The following is a 13,557-nucleotide window of genomic DNA, read 5'->3' on the forward strand; positions in this document are numbered from 1 at the left end:
AATGGAAAAGAATCAATTTGAAAGATTTCAACTCCAACCATTTATACTTGAAGCAGTAAGTGAGCTTGGATTTACAAAACCGACAGAAATTCAAGAAAGATTAATACCTACAATACTTCGTGGTGAAAATGCAATTGGACAGTCACAAACAGGGACAGGTAAAACACATGCCTACCTTTTACCAATCATTCAAAAAATTGATGCATTAACTCCTGAAGTACAAGTGGTTATTACTGCACCAACAAGAGAATTAGCTACTCAAATTCACCAAGAAGTTGTGAAAATTATAAAGCACTCTGATGCTAAACACCCAATTACTTCTAAATTATTCGTGGGTGGTACAGATAAACAGCGAGCAATTGATAAGTTGAAAACTCAACCACAAATTGTCGTAGGTACACCTGGTCGAATAAACGATCTTGTTAAAGAACAAGCATTATATGTTCATAAGGCGAAAACGTTAGTAGTGGATGAAGCTGATTTAATGTTAGATATGGGTTTCATTAAGGACGTTGATCAAATCGCTGCAAAAATGGTAGAGAAGTTACAAATTTTAGTCTTTTCTGCAACAATTCCTGAAAAGTTAAAGCCTTTTTTGAAGAAATACATGGAAAATCCAAAATATACGCATGTAGCACCACAACAAGTAACAGCAGCAAAAGTTGAGCATGTACTAGTTCCACTAAGACACCGAAAGAAAATTGATTTATTGCATACGATGTTAAAATTATATAATCCATATTTAGCGATCGTTTTTACAAATACCAAAAAAATGGCTGATAAAGTTGCTGATGGATTAATTGAAAGAGGACTTCGTGTTGGTCGAGTTCATGGGGATCTTAGTCCAAGAGAACGAAAGAAAACGATGAAACAAGTTACTGAATTGGAATATCAGTTTGTGGTTGCAACAGATTTAGCAGCTAGAGGAATTGATATTGAAGGAGTAAGTCATGTCATAAATTTCGAATTACCATCTGATTTAGATTTTTATGTTCACCGCGTTGGGAGAACGGCTCGTGCAGGTTATTCAGGAATTGCGGCTACTATGTATGAACCATCAGATGAAGATGCATTAAATAAATTAGAGAAAATGGGAATTACCTTCACGAACTATGATATCGAAAAAGAGGAATTCGTTAAAATTGGTGAGCGAAATCGAAGAAAGACACGCCAGAGACAGACTGATGAAATCGATGAAAAAGCAAAAAGTCATGTTCGTAAGCCAAGTAAGGTAAAGCCAGGTTACAAAAAGAAGATGACAAGAGAAATGGATAGCATTAAACAACGTCAAAGACGTTTAAAGAAAAGAAGTAAGTAATAGTCAGGGAGAAAGAATGAGGAGTGAAGGAAAATGTTGAAAATAGGTTCTCACGTTTCGATGAGTGGGAAGAATATGCTTTTAGCAGCAAGTGAAGAAGCGGTTGGCTACGGTTCAAATACATTTATGATTTATACGGGTGCACCTCAGAACACGAGACGTAAAAAGATTGAGGATTTAAACATTGAAGCGGGACAAGCTCATATGTCTGCAAATGGTATTGTTGATATTGTTGTACATGCTCCTTATATCATTAATATAGGAAATACAACAAATCCATCTACATTTGAATTAGGAGTGCGTTTTTTACAATCTGAAATTGAACGTACAGATGCACTAGGTGCTAGGCAAATTGTTCTTCATCCTGGAGCACATGTTGGAGCAGGTGCAGAATGTGGAATTAATAAGATTATCGAAGGTTTAAATGAAGTGATTACAAAGGATCAAAATGTTCAAATTGCGCTTGAGACTATGGCTGGTAAAGGTTCTGAATGTGGTAGTTCTTTTGAGGAACTAGCAAGGATAATCGATGGTGTTACTCACAACGAGAAGATGTCTATTTGTTTTGATACTTGTCATACTCATGATGCTGGCTATAACATTGTCGAAGATTTTGATGGAGTCCTTGAACAGTTTGACAAAATTATCGGAATTGATCGATTGAAGGTACTTCATATTAACGATAGTAAGAATGAACGTGGTGCGAAAAAGGATCGACATGAAAACATTGGTTTTGGCCATATAGGGTTTGATGCCTTAAGCTATATCGTCCACCATGACTCGCTTAAGGATGTTCCAAAGATCCTTGAAACGCCATATGTTGGTGATGATAAAAATAGCAAAATGCCACCGTATAAGTTTGAAATTGAGATGTTAACAAAAAAACAATTCGACCCTGATCTTTTACAAAAGATTATGAATGGGTGATAAGGCTAAGAAGTAACTAAACAATCTAGTTACTTCTTTTTTTTGTAGCTGTTTTCGTATAGATTGTCGCTTTTAAAGCCGCAGGCTGAATACACTCCGCGTCCGGCGGGTGACCAGTGAGCCTCCTCGTCGCTTAGCTCCTGCGGGGTCTCACTTTGGCCACTTATTTTGTAAATTCATTAAATAGGATATTTAGTTGTCTTGCTACTTCTGGACTTGTTACTTTTGCAATTTCCTTTAGAAGTTTCTTTCGTTCTTCACTGTCAAAAATATCGATTTTGGTGTCAGCTTTAGATTTTAAGTATTTAATTGCTTTTTGTGCTTGAGGTCTTGTTAATGAAATATCATATTTACTGCTATAAGAAAGCAGTTCATCTACAGTAATAGTCTTAATCTTTTGATTAACGATTTTATGGTAAATATTCATTCATCTCACCTTCCTTATTAAACTCTATGAGTGATATGTTCCAAATGTGCATACTAGATCATAAAACAACAAAAATTGTGCTTAAAGAATACGAATGCTTTACAAAATAGGGGATACTCATGTATACTTCACTAGGATAAATCGTAACGATTCTACTTTATTTTATAAAAAGGTGATTTAATGAAGGATAACAAAGAACCAATATTAGAGATTTCAAATGTTACTTTTAGATATGAAGAAAGAAATGTTCTTGAAGATATAAATATTGTTGTCCCTAGAGGGGCTTTTTTAGGATTAGTAGGCCCTAATGGATCAGGGAAATCAACATTACTTAAATGTATATTAGGTTTGGTAAAGCCGCAGCAGGGCAAGATTAAATTGTTTGGAATTGATCGTTCAAAATTTAAAGAGAAATATAAAATAGGATTTGTCTCACAAAAGGCGAATAGTTTTAATACTGGATTTCCTGCGACTGTTTTTGAGGTTGTAGCAAGCGGTCTGACATCAAAGATCGGTTTGTTTCGCTTTTTATCAACTGAAGATAAAAAGAAAGTGAGAGAATCAATCGAGGCAGTAGGAATGTCTGAATTTATCGATCAAAATATTGGAGAACTCTCTGGTGGCCAACAGCAGCGAGTATTCATTGCACGAGCACTAGTTAGTGACCCTGAGTTACTTATTTTGGATGAGCCAACTGTTGGTGTGGATGCACAAACCGTCCAAGGCTTTTATCAATTATTAGAAGAGCTTAATAAAAATTTAGAGCTTACACTTATATTGGTTACACATGATGTAGGGACGGTAAGCGAAAAAGTAACGCATGTCGCGTGTCTTAATAAGCATTTACACTTTCATGGGAATGCGAGTGAATTTGATGAGTTTAAAGCACAGGACTTGTCAGAGCTTTATGGTCATCATGTAAAAGTCATCACACATGACCATAGTCATGGAGGACAATAAGATGATTACTGGATTATTTCAATACGAATTTCTTCAGAATGCGTTTTTAACAGGGATCCTAATTGGATTGATTGCACCTTTATTAGGTGTCTTTATTGTTGTTAGAAGACTATCGTTAATAGCAGATGCATTAAGTCATGTCACGCTAGCGGGAATCGCCGCTAGTTTATTTCTTGAAAAAAAACTCGGATTATTTCAAGGGGTAAATCCACTATATATGGGAATGACGTTCTCAGTAGTCGGATCACTCTTTATTGAGCGTCTTAGGATTGTTTACAAACATTACCAGGAATTAGCTATTCCAATTATTCTTTCAGGAGGTATTGGGATAGGTGTAATATTTATCTCATTAGCTGAAGGTTTTAATACGGATTTATTTACTTATTTGTTTGGAAGTGTAAGTGCTGTTAGTCGAAATGATCTTTGGACCGTTTTAGGGATTACTATTCTTGTTCTTTCCGTTGTATTTTTACTTTATAAGGAGTTATTCTTACTTTCATTTGATGAGGAGCATGCTGTAGTAACTGGTATTCGTGCAAAGTGGCTTCATTTTATCTTTATTATTACTGTGGCACTTGTTATTGCTGCATCAATGAGAATTGTGGGAATTATGTTAGTATCTTCACTTATGACCTTACCAGTAGCAGCGGCAATGAGAGTTGCAAAGGGATTCAAGCAAACGATATTTTTATCCGTGATTTTTGGTGAAATTTCAGTTATCATAGGATTAATAGTATCTTATTATTTAGATTTGGCACCAGGTGGAACCATCGTTGTTTTAGCCGTTGTGATTTTAATCGGTGCAATCATGTGGAAAAAGTTGTGGAGAGGACGATCACAATGAATGTTACGCAAGCTTTAGAATTAATGAAAGAAAAGGGCTTTAAGCATACGGGTAAAAGGGAAGAAATGCTTGAAATCTTTTCGAACTTTGATAAGTATTTAACTGCCAAGGATGTTCTTGATTCAATGAAGGACGATTATCCTGGTTTAAGCTTTGATACGATTTACAGAAACTTATCTATGTTTGTTGAGCTAGGAATTTTGGAAACTACAGAGCTTTCAGGTGAAAAGCATTTTCGATTCACTTGTGGTACCAATCATCATCATCATCATTTCATTTGTATGGATTGTGGCAAAACCAAGGAAATCGAACTATGTCCTATGGATGGACTTTCTGAAAACTTAAAAGGATACAATATTTCAGGTCACAAGTTCGAAATTTATGGTACATGTCCTCAATGTCATTAGTTTTAAAAAGAGCGATCCTTAATTGGACCGCTTTTTTTGTGTTGTTAAACTTTAATTTTTGTCCAGTTTGATACCCATTGTTTCGCTTCTAACCAGTTATTAACTCTTATCACGTTTTTTGGAATAGGATCTTGATTATAAGGTGTATTAAATAAAATAACTGGGATTTTACATTCTTCACTTATATCACAGGCATTATCATGTTTGTCCTCAAAAAATAAATCAATTCCATGCTTTTGAACTGCAGAAATTTTATCATGTGAACCAATAAGTTCAATGTGTTGATAGGAAATTGAATTTTCTTTAAACCAGCTTTCGGTAATATCAAATAGATGATTTCTTCGGGCACTTATATAAATTAAATCATGCAGTTCTTTCCATTCGTCAATAACCATTTTTGCGTGTGATGCAAGGGGGGAGTCCTTGTAAATAATTGGCTCCTTTTTGTCCATCCACTCCCAGAACTGCTTTTCATTAATTCCAAGTAATGGGAGTAGATTATATTCCTTCATATCATCAATCGTAATATTCATATTGAAGGATTCATTGATATAAGGGACGAAGGTGCTTGGAGATGTTAGTGTTCCATCAATGTCAATTCCGAATTTTTTAGCCATTATGTAATCCTCCTTAAAACAGATAACTACAAGTTTACCATGGAATTGATGGGTTGCCTATTGAAGAAAACATTAACAATTATAATTTTCTTCATGAAGTCCATAATAATAAATGCTTCCAACCAATAAGGGAAAGCGAGGGATTCTTTCATGGCAGAAGACAACAAACGTGTAGGAACTGACTATGACGAAAATCATGCTGTTGACCCGAATCTAGGAGCTAATACCTTTTCGGACTATACCGAAGAGACAGCTGCAGAGGTCGCACCACCATTCACACCCGTACGAGAGGCACGAGAAACTAACACTGGAGATAATTCAGGTGTTATGGGTGGAACAGGATTAGGTTGGCTAGCTTTAGCGCTGTCAATAATATCACTTTTTGTAATGCCAGTGTTAATGGGAGCTGCAGGTATTATTATCGGCTTCATTGCACGTAGAAGAGGTGCAACTGGTACTGGAGCATGGGCAATAGGTTTAGGTGTCGTTTCAATCGTCTTAGGCATCTTTATTCTCCCATTTTTCTAGAAAATAGGAAAGAATTTATGATAAAAGGGGAGCAGAGTTACTCTGCTCTCTTTTGCGATAGGAGAGATAAAAGTGGAAAACTACTCTGACACAGCAACGAATGAAGCTAATATAAAGCTAAATAAAGAATTGGAAGATACTACCGTTCATACGCTTTCAAATGACGTTGAACAAACAAATCGAAAGTTGAATGAAGAATTTTATGATGGAAGTGAAAAAGCAGCAGAAAACATGGCACCTACTTATTTGTATAATAATACTCCAGCTATAAAAATAAATGAGAAAAGTAAATAAGAACTGTCCAGTGGACAGTTCTTATAAATTAAGTATTAGGAGTAGAAGTTGCTGCAGCTTCTTTTTCTTCTAATGCTTTTTTTGCGAAATATTCTTCAGCAATTTTGTCAATTTCTTTTTTTAACTCTTCCACCATTGTCTTTTCAGGTACTTTACGAACAATTTCACCATGTCGGAAGAGTAAACCCTCTCCACGTGCTCCTGCAATACCAATATCAGCTTCCCTAGCTTCACCAGGTCCGTTTACAGCACAACCAAGAACAGCTACCTTTATTGGCGCTTTAATCTTTGATATGTACTCTTCAACGTCATTAGCGATACTTATAAGGTCAATTTCTATGCGTCCACAAGTTGGGCATGAAATGAGTGTTGCAGCATTAGAGGATAACCCAAAGGATTTCAGTAATTCTCTAGCCACTTTTACTTCTTCAACTGGATCAGCACTTAATGAAATTCGTAATGTATTGCCGATTCCTTTATGAAGAATAGCGCCAAGCCCAGCTGCACTTTTAACCGTTCCTGCAAAAAGGGTTCCAGATTCAGTAATTCCAAGATGTAATGGATAATCGAATGCTTTAGCTGCTTTTTCGTAGGCTTCGATTGCTAAATTAACGTCAGATGCCTTCATTGATACGATAATATCGTGAAAATCTAAATCCTCAAGAATCTTAATATGATGTAAGGCACTTTCAACCATACCATCAGCTGTTGGATAACCATATTTTTCAATAATTCGTTTTTCTAATGATCCAGCATTAACACCGATTCGTATCGGAATCCCTTTTGCTTTAGCCGCATTAACGACGGCTTCCACTTTTTCTCTTCTACCAATATTACCGGGATTAATTCTAATCTTGTCAGCGCCACCTTCAATTGCTTTTAAGGCTAATTTATAATCGAAATGAATATCCACTACTAACGGGATGTTAATTTGTTTTTTGATTTCCGGGATGGCATTTGCTGCTCTTTCATCAGGGCAAGCGACACGCACAACCTGGCATCCTGCTTCCTCAAGACGTTTTATCTCAGCAACAGTTGCTTCTACATCATGGGTCTTAGTTGTAGTCATACTCTGTATAACTACCTCATTATTACCGCCAATTGTGAGATTGCCCACTTTAATTGGACGGGTCTTCGTACGATGAATGATTTCACTCACGAATATCGCTCCTTCTATAATAACTAGGGGCAAGAAATACCCATTATTACAAAAATTGTGTAAGATGAACTAAAAACTATAGGTTCTCCTGACATATTGTAACAGTGAAGCTATCATATTGACAAGAACGAAAGCTTTTTATTCATACAAAGGTATTTTATAAACCTGACCTATCTTTAAAGAATTCGCTTGAACGTCTGGGTTCAATTTCTCAAAATCTTTAATTATGGTCATGATTGATATTTTCTTATGATTTTGATTTAAGTCTTCACTAATTGAGAGTAAAGTATCTCCTGGTTTTATTTCTACAGCTTGAAAAGGGGCTGATGATTTATCTTCCTGGGTAGTTACTTCAACAGCATTGACAGGCTTCACTTCTCCTTTAACTATGGAGAGTGTTCCAATATTCATGTCATAGTAAATTACATATAGGATAAAAAAAAGGATTGCAAAACCAGCCATTCTCTTCATATTATCGCCTCCAAAACCACTATCTTTATATTACAAGATATGCTTGTCCTATAGAAGTATGACTTGAAACAAAAAAAGGCTGTCTCTTATATTGATATACGAGGACAGCCTTGTTGTTATTTGTTTTTTCTTGGAATTTCTTTCATTGCCAAATACATAATAAGCGTGACTACAAGCCAATTTAAAGTGCCAGAGTAGGGGACGAATATATGTAATGCATCCATAATCATAAAGAACACCGTTGGGATGGTCAAACTATATGCCGCGATAATCCAAGTATGCTGATACTTTAAATTTAATCGTAGAATATTTCTTAAAGCTAATCCGATTAATCCAGCAACAGAAACCTCTATGAATTTTATCGCACTAGTGAAGATGTACATAATTATAATCATAATCGTCACAATAATAGGCATTGAAGATTGTAAAGTGTTTATATAAGAAGAAATATCTTCACTAGTTAGTGAAATCCCTTCAAGCAATGAGTACTCAATGCTTTCAGCTTGGTACTGTGATGACAATATAACTTCATTTGCTAAAAATGCTAGGGCATTGCCGTATTGACTCACATCCATTGGGGAAATTGTGTTTGTATTATCTATGATAATCACAAAATTTCCTTGATCAGAAATATAGGGTTCTGAACTAGACATAGTAAGGTTACCATCACTTATTTCAAAAGACGGCACTTGTTCATCATTCATAGCATTTTCTAATGATCGAACTCCAGCTGTGAAATCAGTACTTAATGAGATAGCTGAGGGGAGCAATGATAACAATGATAATAAAAAGACAAATAATATTGTTTTTCCGATACCTTGAAATCGGTACATGACGATATCTTTTGGTGAGTAAAGACTTTTTATAAGCTGTTTAAAAATTGACATTCATATACACATCCTTAGAATAGTTCATTTTTATTTTATCGATATAGCAACAAATAAACAAGATATCTAACTGGTAAAAAAACGTAAAAAATATTTATTCTAAAAACCTTTACAATAAATTTACACTAGGTTATATTTTAAAGGGTTTGTAGGATATTGTCGAAACGAAATACATATTTTAGGGGTTGAAAAGATCGTGGAACTTGATGTTCAGAAGATGATATTTGAGTTTGTTGGTGGACTCGGTATTTTCCTATTCGGGATAAAATACATGGGTGATGGTTTGCAAAAGTCGGCTGGTGATAAGCTTAGAGACATTCTTGACCGCTTTACAACAAACCCGTTAATGGGTGTATTAGCAGGTATTTTTGTTACCATATTGCTTCAAACAAGTAGTGGAACAACTGTTATCACTGTTGGGTTAGTCAGTGCAGGGTTTATGAATTTAAAACAAGCCATTGGTGTCATTATGGGTGCAAATATTGGTACAACTGTTACTGCATTTATTATTGGTATTAAAATAAGCGACTATGCATTACCTATTATTGCTGTTGGTGCTGTTTTACTGTTTTTCTTTAAGAATAAAAGAGTTCACAACCTTGGACAAATGGTCTTTGGATTTGGTGCATTATTCTTAGGTTTAGAAATGATGGGAGATGGAATGAAACCTCTCCGTGGTTTAGAAGCATTTCATGATTTAACGGTTAGTATGAGTACAAACCCAATACTTGGAGTAGTCATTGGTACGGTATTTACAGTTATTGTACAAAGTTCTAGTGCAACAATTGGAATTTTACAGGAATTATTTGGACAAGGACTAGTTACTTTAGATGCTGCACTTCCTGTTTTATTCGGTGATAATATCGGAACAACTATTACTGCTGTATTAGCATCAATTGGAGCTACTGTGGCTGCTAGAAGAGCTGCATTAACACATGTTATTTTCAACTTAATAGGTACAGCCATTTTCTTATTATTACTACAACCATTTACTGGACTAGTTGAATCAATTAAAAGTGGCCTAAGTTTGAACGAAGAAATGACAATCGCTTTTGCACACGGGATTTTTAATACAACGAATACAATTGTTCAATTGCCGTTTATCGGAGTTTTAGCATATATTGTGACGAAGTTAATCCCTGGTGACGATTCGGCTATAGAATATAAAGCAAAGCATTTAGACCCTAATTTTATTGAACAGTCTCCTTCTATTGCATTAGGACAAGCAAAAGAAGAAGTGATTAGAATGGGACAATTTGCTTCAATTGGTTTAGAAGAGTCAAATAATTATTTGAAAACTCGATCACAAAAACATGCAGATATGGGTTTACAGTTAGAGGATGCAATTAATAATCTTGATCGCAAAATTACAGATTACCTTGTACTTTTATCGTCAGCTCCATTATCTGTCGCTGAATCAGAAGAACATTCAATTTTGATGGACACAGTTCGTGATATTGAGCGAATTGGTGATCATTTTGAAAATGTAATTGAATTGGTTGACCATCAGATTAACAATAAATTAAAGTTAACAGATGGTGCAATGTCTGACTTAGAATCAATGTTTGAATTGACGATTTCGACAGTTAAACAGGCAATTCTAGCCCTAGAGAATAATGATAAAGATGCAGCACGTGAGGTAGTTACTAAGGAAGACCAAATTGATACAATGGAACGCACATTACGTAAAAAACACATTTTGCGTATTAACGAAGGTGAATGCACTGGTGCATCTGGTATCGTGTTTGTAGATATCATTAGTAATCTTGAACGTGTTGGCGACCATGCAGTGAATATTGCAGAGGCTGTTTTGGGCGAGAGTAATTGATAAGTACTTCATCATAACGATATAATAAATACAAGGGGATTCTAGCCCTTGTATTTTTTTATCCTTATAATAGGAGGAATAGAATAGATGGACATCTTATATTGGAGTATTATTATCGTTCTTTTCATTATTTCTTTTGTTGGACTAATATTTCCTATCATTCCTGGTGTTCTTTTCTTGGTAGGAGGATTTATCGTTTATGGGTTTATTTATGGGTTTGAACATTATTCATGGATATTTTGGGTTATTCAAGGCTTATTCTTTGTTTTATTAATGCTTGCAGATTACCTGGCAAACCTATTTGGTGTTAAGAAGTTTGGTGGAAGTAGTGCAGCTATATGGGGAAGCACAATTGGGTTGTTAGTAGGACCCTTTTTAATTCCTGGAATAGGTATATTGATTGGTCCTTTCCTTGGTGCGATTATTGCTGAACTTATTGTACATAAAAAAACACTTCGCACAGCTGTGAAGATAGGGGTTGGTTCTCTAATTGGTTTTCTTAGTGGAACACTGGCAAAGGGGATTATCCAAACAATCATGATTGTTTATTTTTTTATTGTCGTTCTTTAATACCTTATAAAGAATAGTGAACTGTGTCATTGGTTATTTTAAAGATGTTGATGCTTAATAATTGAAACTTATTGGCAAATTTGGTAATCTATTTTTGACGGACTTATTAAACATTTATGTTTAGAATGTTTTTGATTAGTTCTAATCGGGTACATAATTAAGAGGAGGAGATTTAACATGGCTTACGAATTACCACAATTACCTTATGCATACGATGCATTAGAACCACACATTGACAAAGAGACAATGAACATTCACCACACTAAGCATCACAATACGTATATCTCAAACGTAAATGCGGCTTTAGAAGGAAGCGAGCTTCTTAACAAATCTGTAGAAGAACTAATTTCAGATCTTGATGCTGTTCCTGCAGAAAAACGTACTGCTGTACGTAACAATGCTGGTGGACACGCTAACCACAGCTTGTTCTGGACAATTCTTTCGCCAAACGGTGGAGGAGAACCTACTGGTGAGCTTGCTGATGCAATCAACAGTAAATTTGGAAGCTTCGCAGCATTCAAAGAAGAATTTGCAAAAGCTGCGGCTACACGCTTCGGTTCTGGTTGGGCATGGCTTGCTGTGAACAACGGCGAACTAGAAGTAACTAGCACACCTAACCAAGATTCACCATTAATGGAAGGTAAAACTCCAATTCTTGGTGTAGACGTTTGGGAGCATGCTTACTACTTAAACTACCAAAATCGTCGTCCTGATTATGTTGCTGCATTCTTCAATGTAGTTAACTGGGATGAAGTTTCAAAGCGTTTCGCTGCTGCGAAATAATAACCAATAGATCAAAACCAGAGGAGCAATCCTCTGGTTTTTTTGTTTCAAACTAAGTTATATGGAATGAGTGTGGTCCGAGCGAATGCAAATTACACAAAATAAAAAAGTTTTTACTGTAAAAAACATGTAAATGATAATTCCCTTAACCTGAATATCTACAATCCCTTTTTGACAGACTAGTTAGTAGATAAAAAAGGGGAGTCTGCTCATGTTTTCGTTTAAAAAGGTAATTGGGAATATCGATACAAGCAAGGATTTGGTATTACTCCTTGTAATTGGAGGACTATATTCACTTAGTATTGCATTATCTAATACCTTCGTGAATGTTTACTTATGGAAACAGTCTGGAGAATTTCTTGATTTAGGGATTTATAATTTATCTGTTGTGATTATGCAGCCCATTACATTTATTCTCGCAGGTCGTTTGGCCAAGAAGATCGATCGAGTTTTAGTCTTAAGACTAGGTGTTTCATCCCTTGCTATTTTCTTCATTACGGTTTTGGTAATTGGTGAAAATGCTTCCCAATTTTTAATTTTATTGGGAGGGATTTTAGGAGTTGGCTATGGATTTTATTGGTTAGCGTTTAATGTATTAACCTTTGAAATAACAGAGCCAGATACACGAGACTTCTTTAATGGGTTTTTAGGGATATTATCTTCCTTTGCTGGTATGGTTGGTCCAATATTAGCGGGATTTATTATTCATTCAATGAAGGAGTTTACAGGTTATACTGTCATATTTGGTATCTCATTAGCATTATTCGCAGGTGCTGTCATTTTAAGTTTCTTCTTAAAAAGAAGAAAGGCGACAGGTAACTTTCTGTTTAGGAGAATTATCAAAGAGCGTCAGAATAATTATAATTGGAAAATGGTTACAAATGCTCACTTTTTCCAAGGATTACGTGAAGGAACGTTTGTATTTGTCATTACTGTTTTTGTTTTTATTGAAACAGGTAGTGAGTTAGCACTTGGGAAATTTGGACTTGTTAATTCTGGAGTTTCTTTTTTAATGTACTATATCGCAACTAGAGTAATAAAGAAGCACTTTCGAAAGAAGTCAATTCTACTTGGTGGCTTGTTAGTATATGCAGCAATCTTTTTAATTTTATTCGATGTTACGTATACACGTCTAATTATCTATGCTGTTGTAATAGCCATTGGATATCCATTTTTACTTGTGCCTTATGTATCACTAACATATGATGTCATCGGTAAGGGATGGAAGGCAGCTGAAATGAGAATCGAGTATATTGTTGTAAGAGAGTTGTTTTTAAATCTCGGGAGAATTGTATCCATTCTTGCTTTTATAGGTGCAATAACATTTTTTGATCAAGAGAAAAGCATTCCGATTTTATTAGGAGTTGTAGGTGCAGGACATGCAGTCATTTACTTTTTCATTCGTAAGATTAAATTTGATAAAGATCATACTGAGGCCGTTCATCCAAAGTCTATTTCAAAAACAAAATTGGTTGAAGGTGACGGTGGATCGACTGCATAATGGGTCTTTTTACTGCTGGAAAGAATATATATTTTC

The 13,557-nt window shown here is 35.3% G+C and carries 16 protein-coding genes; 11 read left to right on the forward strand and 5 right to left on the reverse strand.

What is annotated here, in order from left to right; genetic code table 11:
* Position 1 precedes the first annotated feature (1 nt).
* Both BLQ56_RS13435 and BLQ56_RS13440 read left to right on the forward strand, forming a co-directional pair.
* Positions 2 to 1,318, forward strand: coding sequence for a DEAD/DEAH box helicase (locus BLQ56_RS13435; RefSeq protein ID WP_090855125.1), 1,317 nt, complete (start codon positions 2 to 4; stop codon positions 1,316 to 1,318).
* Between the two features lie 33 nt (positions 1,319 to 1,351).
* The gene (locus BLQ56_RS13440; protein WP_090855128.1) at positions 1,352 to 2,245 is read left to right on the forward strand and encodes a deoxyribonuclease IV; all 894 of its coding nucleotides are present in this window, start codon (positions 1,352 to 1,354) and stop codon (positions 2,243 to 2,245) included.
* A gap of 163 nt (positions 2,246 to 2,408) precedes the next feature.
* Here the strand turns inward: BLQ56_RS13440 and BLQ56_RS13445 are convergent, their stop codons facing one another.
* Positions 2,409 to 2,672, reverse strand: a complete 264-nt coding sequence (locus BLQ56_RS13445; protein ID WP_090855131.1) for a DUF2624 domain-containing protein — start codon at positions 2,670 to 2,672, stop codon at positions 2,409 to 2,411.
* 180 nt (positions 2,673 to 2,852) lie between these two features.
* Here BLQ56_RS13445 and BLQ56_RS13450 point away from each other — a divergent pair, with 180 nt between their 5' ends.
* Genes BLQ56_RS13450 through zur form a run of 3 tightly spaced genes read left to right on the forward strand, consistent with a single transcriptional unit; the run spans position 2,853 to position 4,883 of the window.
* On the forward strand, positions 2,853 to 3,632 hold the full coding sequence (locus BLQ56_RS13450) for a metal ABC transporter ATP-binding protein (protein ID WP_090855134.1): 780 nt from the start codon (positions 2,853 to 2,855) through the stop codon (positions 3,630 to 3,632).
* A 1-nt stretch (position 3,633) separates the two neighbouring features.
* Complete coding sequence (locus BLQ56_RS13455; protein ID WP_090855137.1) at positions 3,634 to 4,476, forward strand: metal ABC transporter permease; 843 nt, start codon at positions 3,634 to 3,636, stop codon at positions 4,474 to 4,476.
* Complete coding sequence (gene zur / locus BLQ56_RS13460) at positions 4,473 to 4,883, forward strand: zinc uptake transcriptional repressor Zur (RefSeq protein ID WP_090855140.1); 411 nt, start codon at positions 4,473 to 4,475, stop codon at positions 4,881 to 4,883. The genes BLQ56_RS13455 and zur overlap by 4 nt, the downstream gene beginning before the upstream one ends.
* Before the next feature lie 44 nt (positions 4,884 to 4,927).
* Here the strand turns inward: zur and BLQ56_RS13465 are convergent, their stop codons facing one another.
* On the reverse strand, positions 4,928 to 5,500 hold the full coding sequence (locus BLQ56_RS13465) for a hypothetical protein (protein ID WP_175490298.1): 573 nt from the start codon (positions 5,498 to 5,500) through the stop codon (positions 4,928 to 4,930).
* A gap of 150 nt (positions 5,501 to 5,650) precedes the next feature.
* On the opposite strand from BLQ56_RS13465, the gene BLQ56_RS13470 reads away from it, so the two are divergent.
* Positions 5,651 to 6,028: a DUF4190 domain-containing protein gene (locus BLQ56_RS13470; protein WP_090855145.1), complete on the forward strand. Its 378-nt coding sequence runs from the start codon at positions 5,651 to 5,653 to the stop codon at positions 6,026 to 6,028.
* Between the two features lie 72 nt (positions 6,029 to 6,100).
* Positions 6,101 to 6,322 (forward strand): hypothetical protein, encoded by a 222-nt coding sequence (locus BLQ56_RS13475; RefSeq protein WP_090855148.1) that lies wholly within the window; start codon positions 6,101 to 6,103, stop codon positions 6,320 to 6,322.
* Positions 6,323 to 6,350: 28 nt separating this feature from the next.
* Here the strand turns inward: BLQ56_RS13475 and ispG are convergent, their stop codons facing one another.
* The 3 genes from ispG to BLQ56_RS13490 all read right to left on the reverse strand — a co-directional run bounded on the left by ispG (position 6,351) and on the right by BLQ56_RS13490 (position 8,839).
* On the reverse strand, positions 6,351 to 7,481 hold the full coding sequence (gene ispG, locus BLQ56_RS13480) for a flavodoxin-dependent (E)-4-hydroxy-3-methylbut-2-enyl-diphosphate synthase (protein WP_090855150.1): 1,131 nt from the start codon (positions 7,479 to 7,481) through the stop codon (positions 6,351 to 6,353).
* A 138-nt stretch (positions 7,482 to 7,619) separates the two neighbouring features.
* Positions 7,620 to 7,952: a LysM peptidoglycan-binding domain-containing protein gene (locus BLQ56_RS13485; protein WP_090855153.1), complete on the reverse strand. Its 333-nt coding sequence runs from the start codon at positions 7,950 to 7,952 to the stop codon at positions 7,620 to 7,622.
* A gap of 116 nt (positions 7,953 to 8,068) precedes the next feature.
* On the reverse strand, positions 8,069 to 8,839 hold the full coding sequence (locus BLQ56_RS13490) for a DUF1189 domain-containing protein (protein WP_090855155.1): 771 nt from the start codon (positions 8,837 to 8,839) through the stop codon (positions 8,069 to 8,071).
* A gap of 217 nt (positions 8,840 to 9,056) precedes the next feature.
* Here BLQ56_RS13490 and BLQ56_RS13495 point away from each other — a divergent pair, with 217 nt between their 5' ends.
* The 4 genes from BLQ56_RS13495 (at position 9,057) to BLQ56_RS13510 (ending at position 13,521) form a co-directional block, all read left to right on the forward strand.
* Positions 9,057 to 10,667 carry a Na/Pi cotransporter family protein gene (locus tag BLQ56_RS13495; RefSeq protein ID WP_175490308.1) on the forward strand — a complete coding sequence of 537 codons (1,611 nt, stop codon included), beginning with the start codon at positions 9,057 to 9,059 and terminating at the stop codon, positions 10,665 to 10,667.
* Positions 10,668 to 10,754: 87 nt separating this feature from the next.
* Entirely contained in the window at positions 10,755 to 11,237 is a 483-nt protein-coding gene (locus tag BLQ56_RS13500) for a DUF456 domain-containing protein (RefSeq protein WP_090855160.1), read from the forward strand.
* Between the two features lie 177 nt (positions 11,238 to 11,414).
* Complete coding sequence (locus BLQ56_RS13505) at positions 11,415 to 12,020, forward strand: superoxide dismutase (protein ID WP_090855163.1); 606 nt, start codon at positions 11,415 to 11,417, stop codon at positions 12,018 to 12,020.
* Between the two features lie 211 nt (positions 12,021 to 12,231).
* Positions 12,232 to 13,521: an MFS transporter gene (locus tag BLQ56_RS13510; protein ID WP_090855166.1), complete on the forward strand. Its 1,290-nt coding sequence runs from the start codon at positions 12,232 to 12,234 to the stop codon at positions 13,519 to 13,521.
* Positions 13,522 to 13,557 lie beyond the last annotated feature (36 nt).

The sequence above is a fragment of the Litchfieldia salsa genome, assembly GCF_900104555.1.
In the GTDB taxonomy this organism is placed as follows: Bacteria; Bacillota; Bacilli; order Bacillales; family Bacillaceae_L; genus Litchfieldia; species Litchfieldia salsa.

Bases quoted from the DNA above. Each gene is read 5' to 3' on its own strand.
- BLQ56_RS13435 (WP_090855125.1), top strand. From the start codon at position 2: ATGGAAAAGAATCAATTTGAAAGATTTCAACTCCAACCATTTATACTT.
- BLQ56_RS13440 (WP_090855128.1), top strand. From the start codon at position 1,352: ATGTTGAAAATAGGTTCTCACGTTTCGATGAGTGGGAAGAATATGCTT.
- BLQ56_RS13445 (WP_090855131.1), bottom strand. From the start codon at position 2,672: ATGAATATTTACCATAAAATCGTTAATCAAAAGATTAAGACTATTACT.
- BLQ56_RS13450 (WP_090855134.1), top strand. From the start codon at position 2,853: ATGAAGGATAACAAAGAACCAATATTAGAGATTTCAAATGTTACTTTT.
- BLQ56_RS13455 (WP_090855137.1), top strand. From the start codon at position 3,634: ATGATTACTGGATTATTTCAATACGAATTTCTTCAGAATGCGTTTTTA.
- zur (WP_090855140.1), top strand. From the start codon at position 4,473: ATGAATGTTACGCAAGCTTTAGAATTAATGAAAGAAAAGGGCTTTAAG.
- BLQ56_RS13465 (WP_175490298.1), bottom strand. From the start codon at position 5,500: ATGGCTAAAAAATTCGGAATTGACATTGATGGAACACTAACATCTCCA.
- BLQ56_RS13470 (WP_090855145.1), top strand. From the start codon at position 5,651: ATGGCAGAAGACAACAAACGTGTAGGAACTGACTATGACGAAAATCAT.
- BLQ56_RS13485 (WP_090855153.1), bottom strand. From the start codon at position 7,952: ATGAAGAGAATGGCTGGTTTTGCAATCCTTTTTTTTATCCTATATGTA.
- BLQ56_RS13490 (WP_090855155.1), bottom strand. From the start codon at position 8,839: ATGTCAATTTTTAAACAGCTTATAAAAAGTCTTTACTCACCAAAAGAT.
- BLQ56_RS13495 (WP_175490308.1), top strand. From the start codon at position 9,057: ATGATATTTGAGTTTGTTGGTGGACTCGGTATTTTCCTATTCGGGATA.
- BLQ56_RS13500 (WP_090855160.1), top strand. From the start codon at position 10,755: ATGGACATCTTATATTGGAGTATTATTATCGTTCTTTTCATTATTTCT.
- BLQ56_RS13505 (WP_090855163.1), top strand. From the start codon at position 11,415: ATGGCTTACGAATTACCACAATTACCTTATGCATACGATGCATTAGAA.
- BLQ56_RS13510 (WP_090855166.1), top strand. From the start codon at position 12,232: ATGTTTTCGTTTAAAAAGGTAATTGGGAATATCGATACAAGCAAGGAT.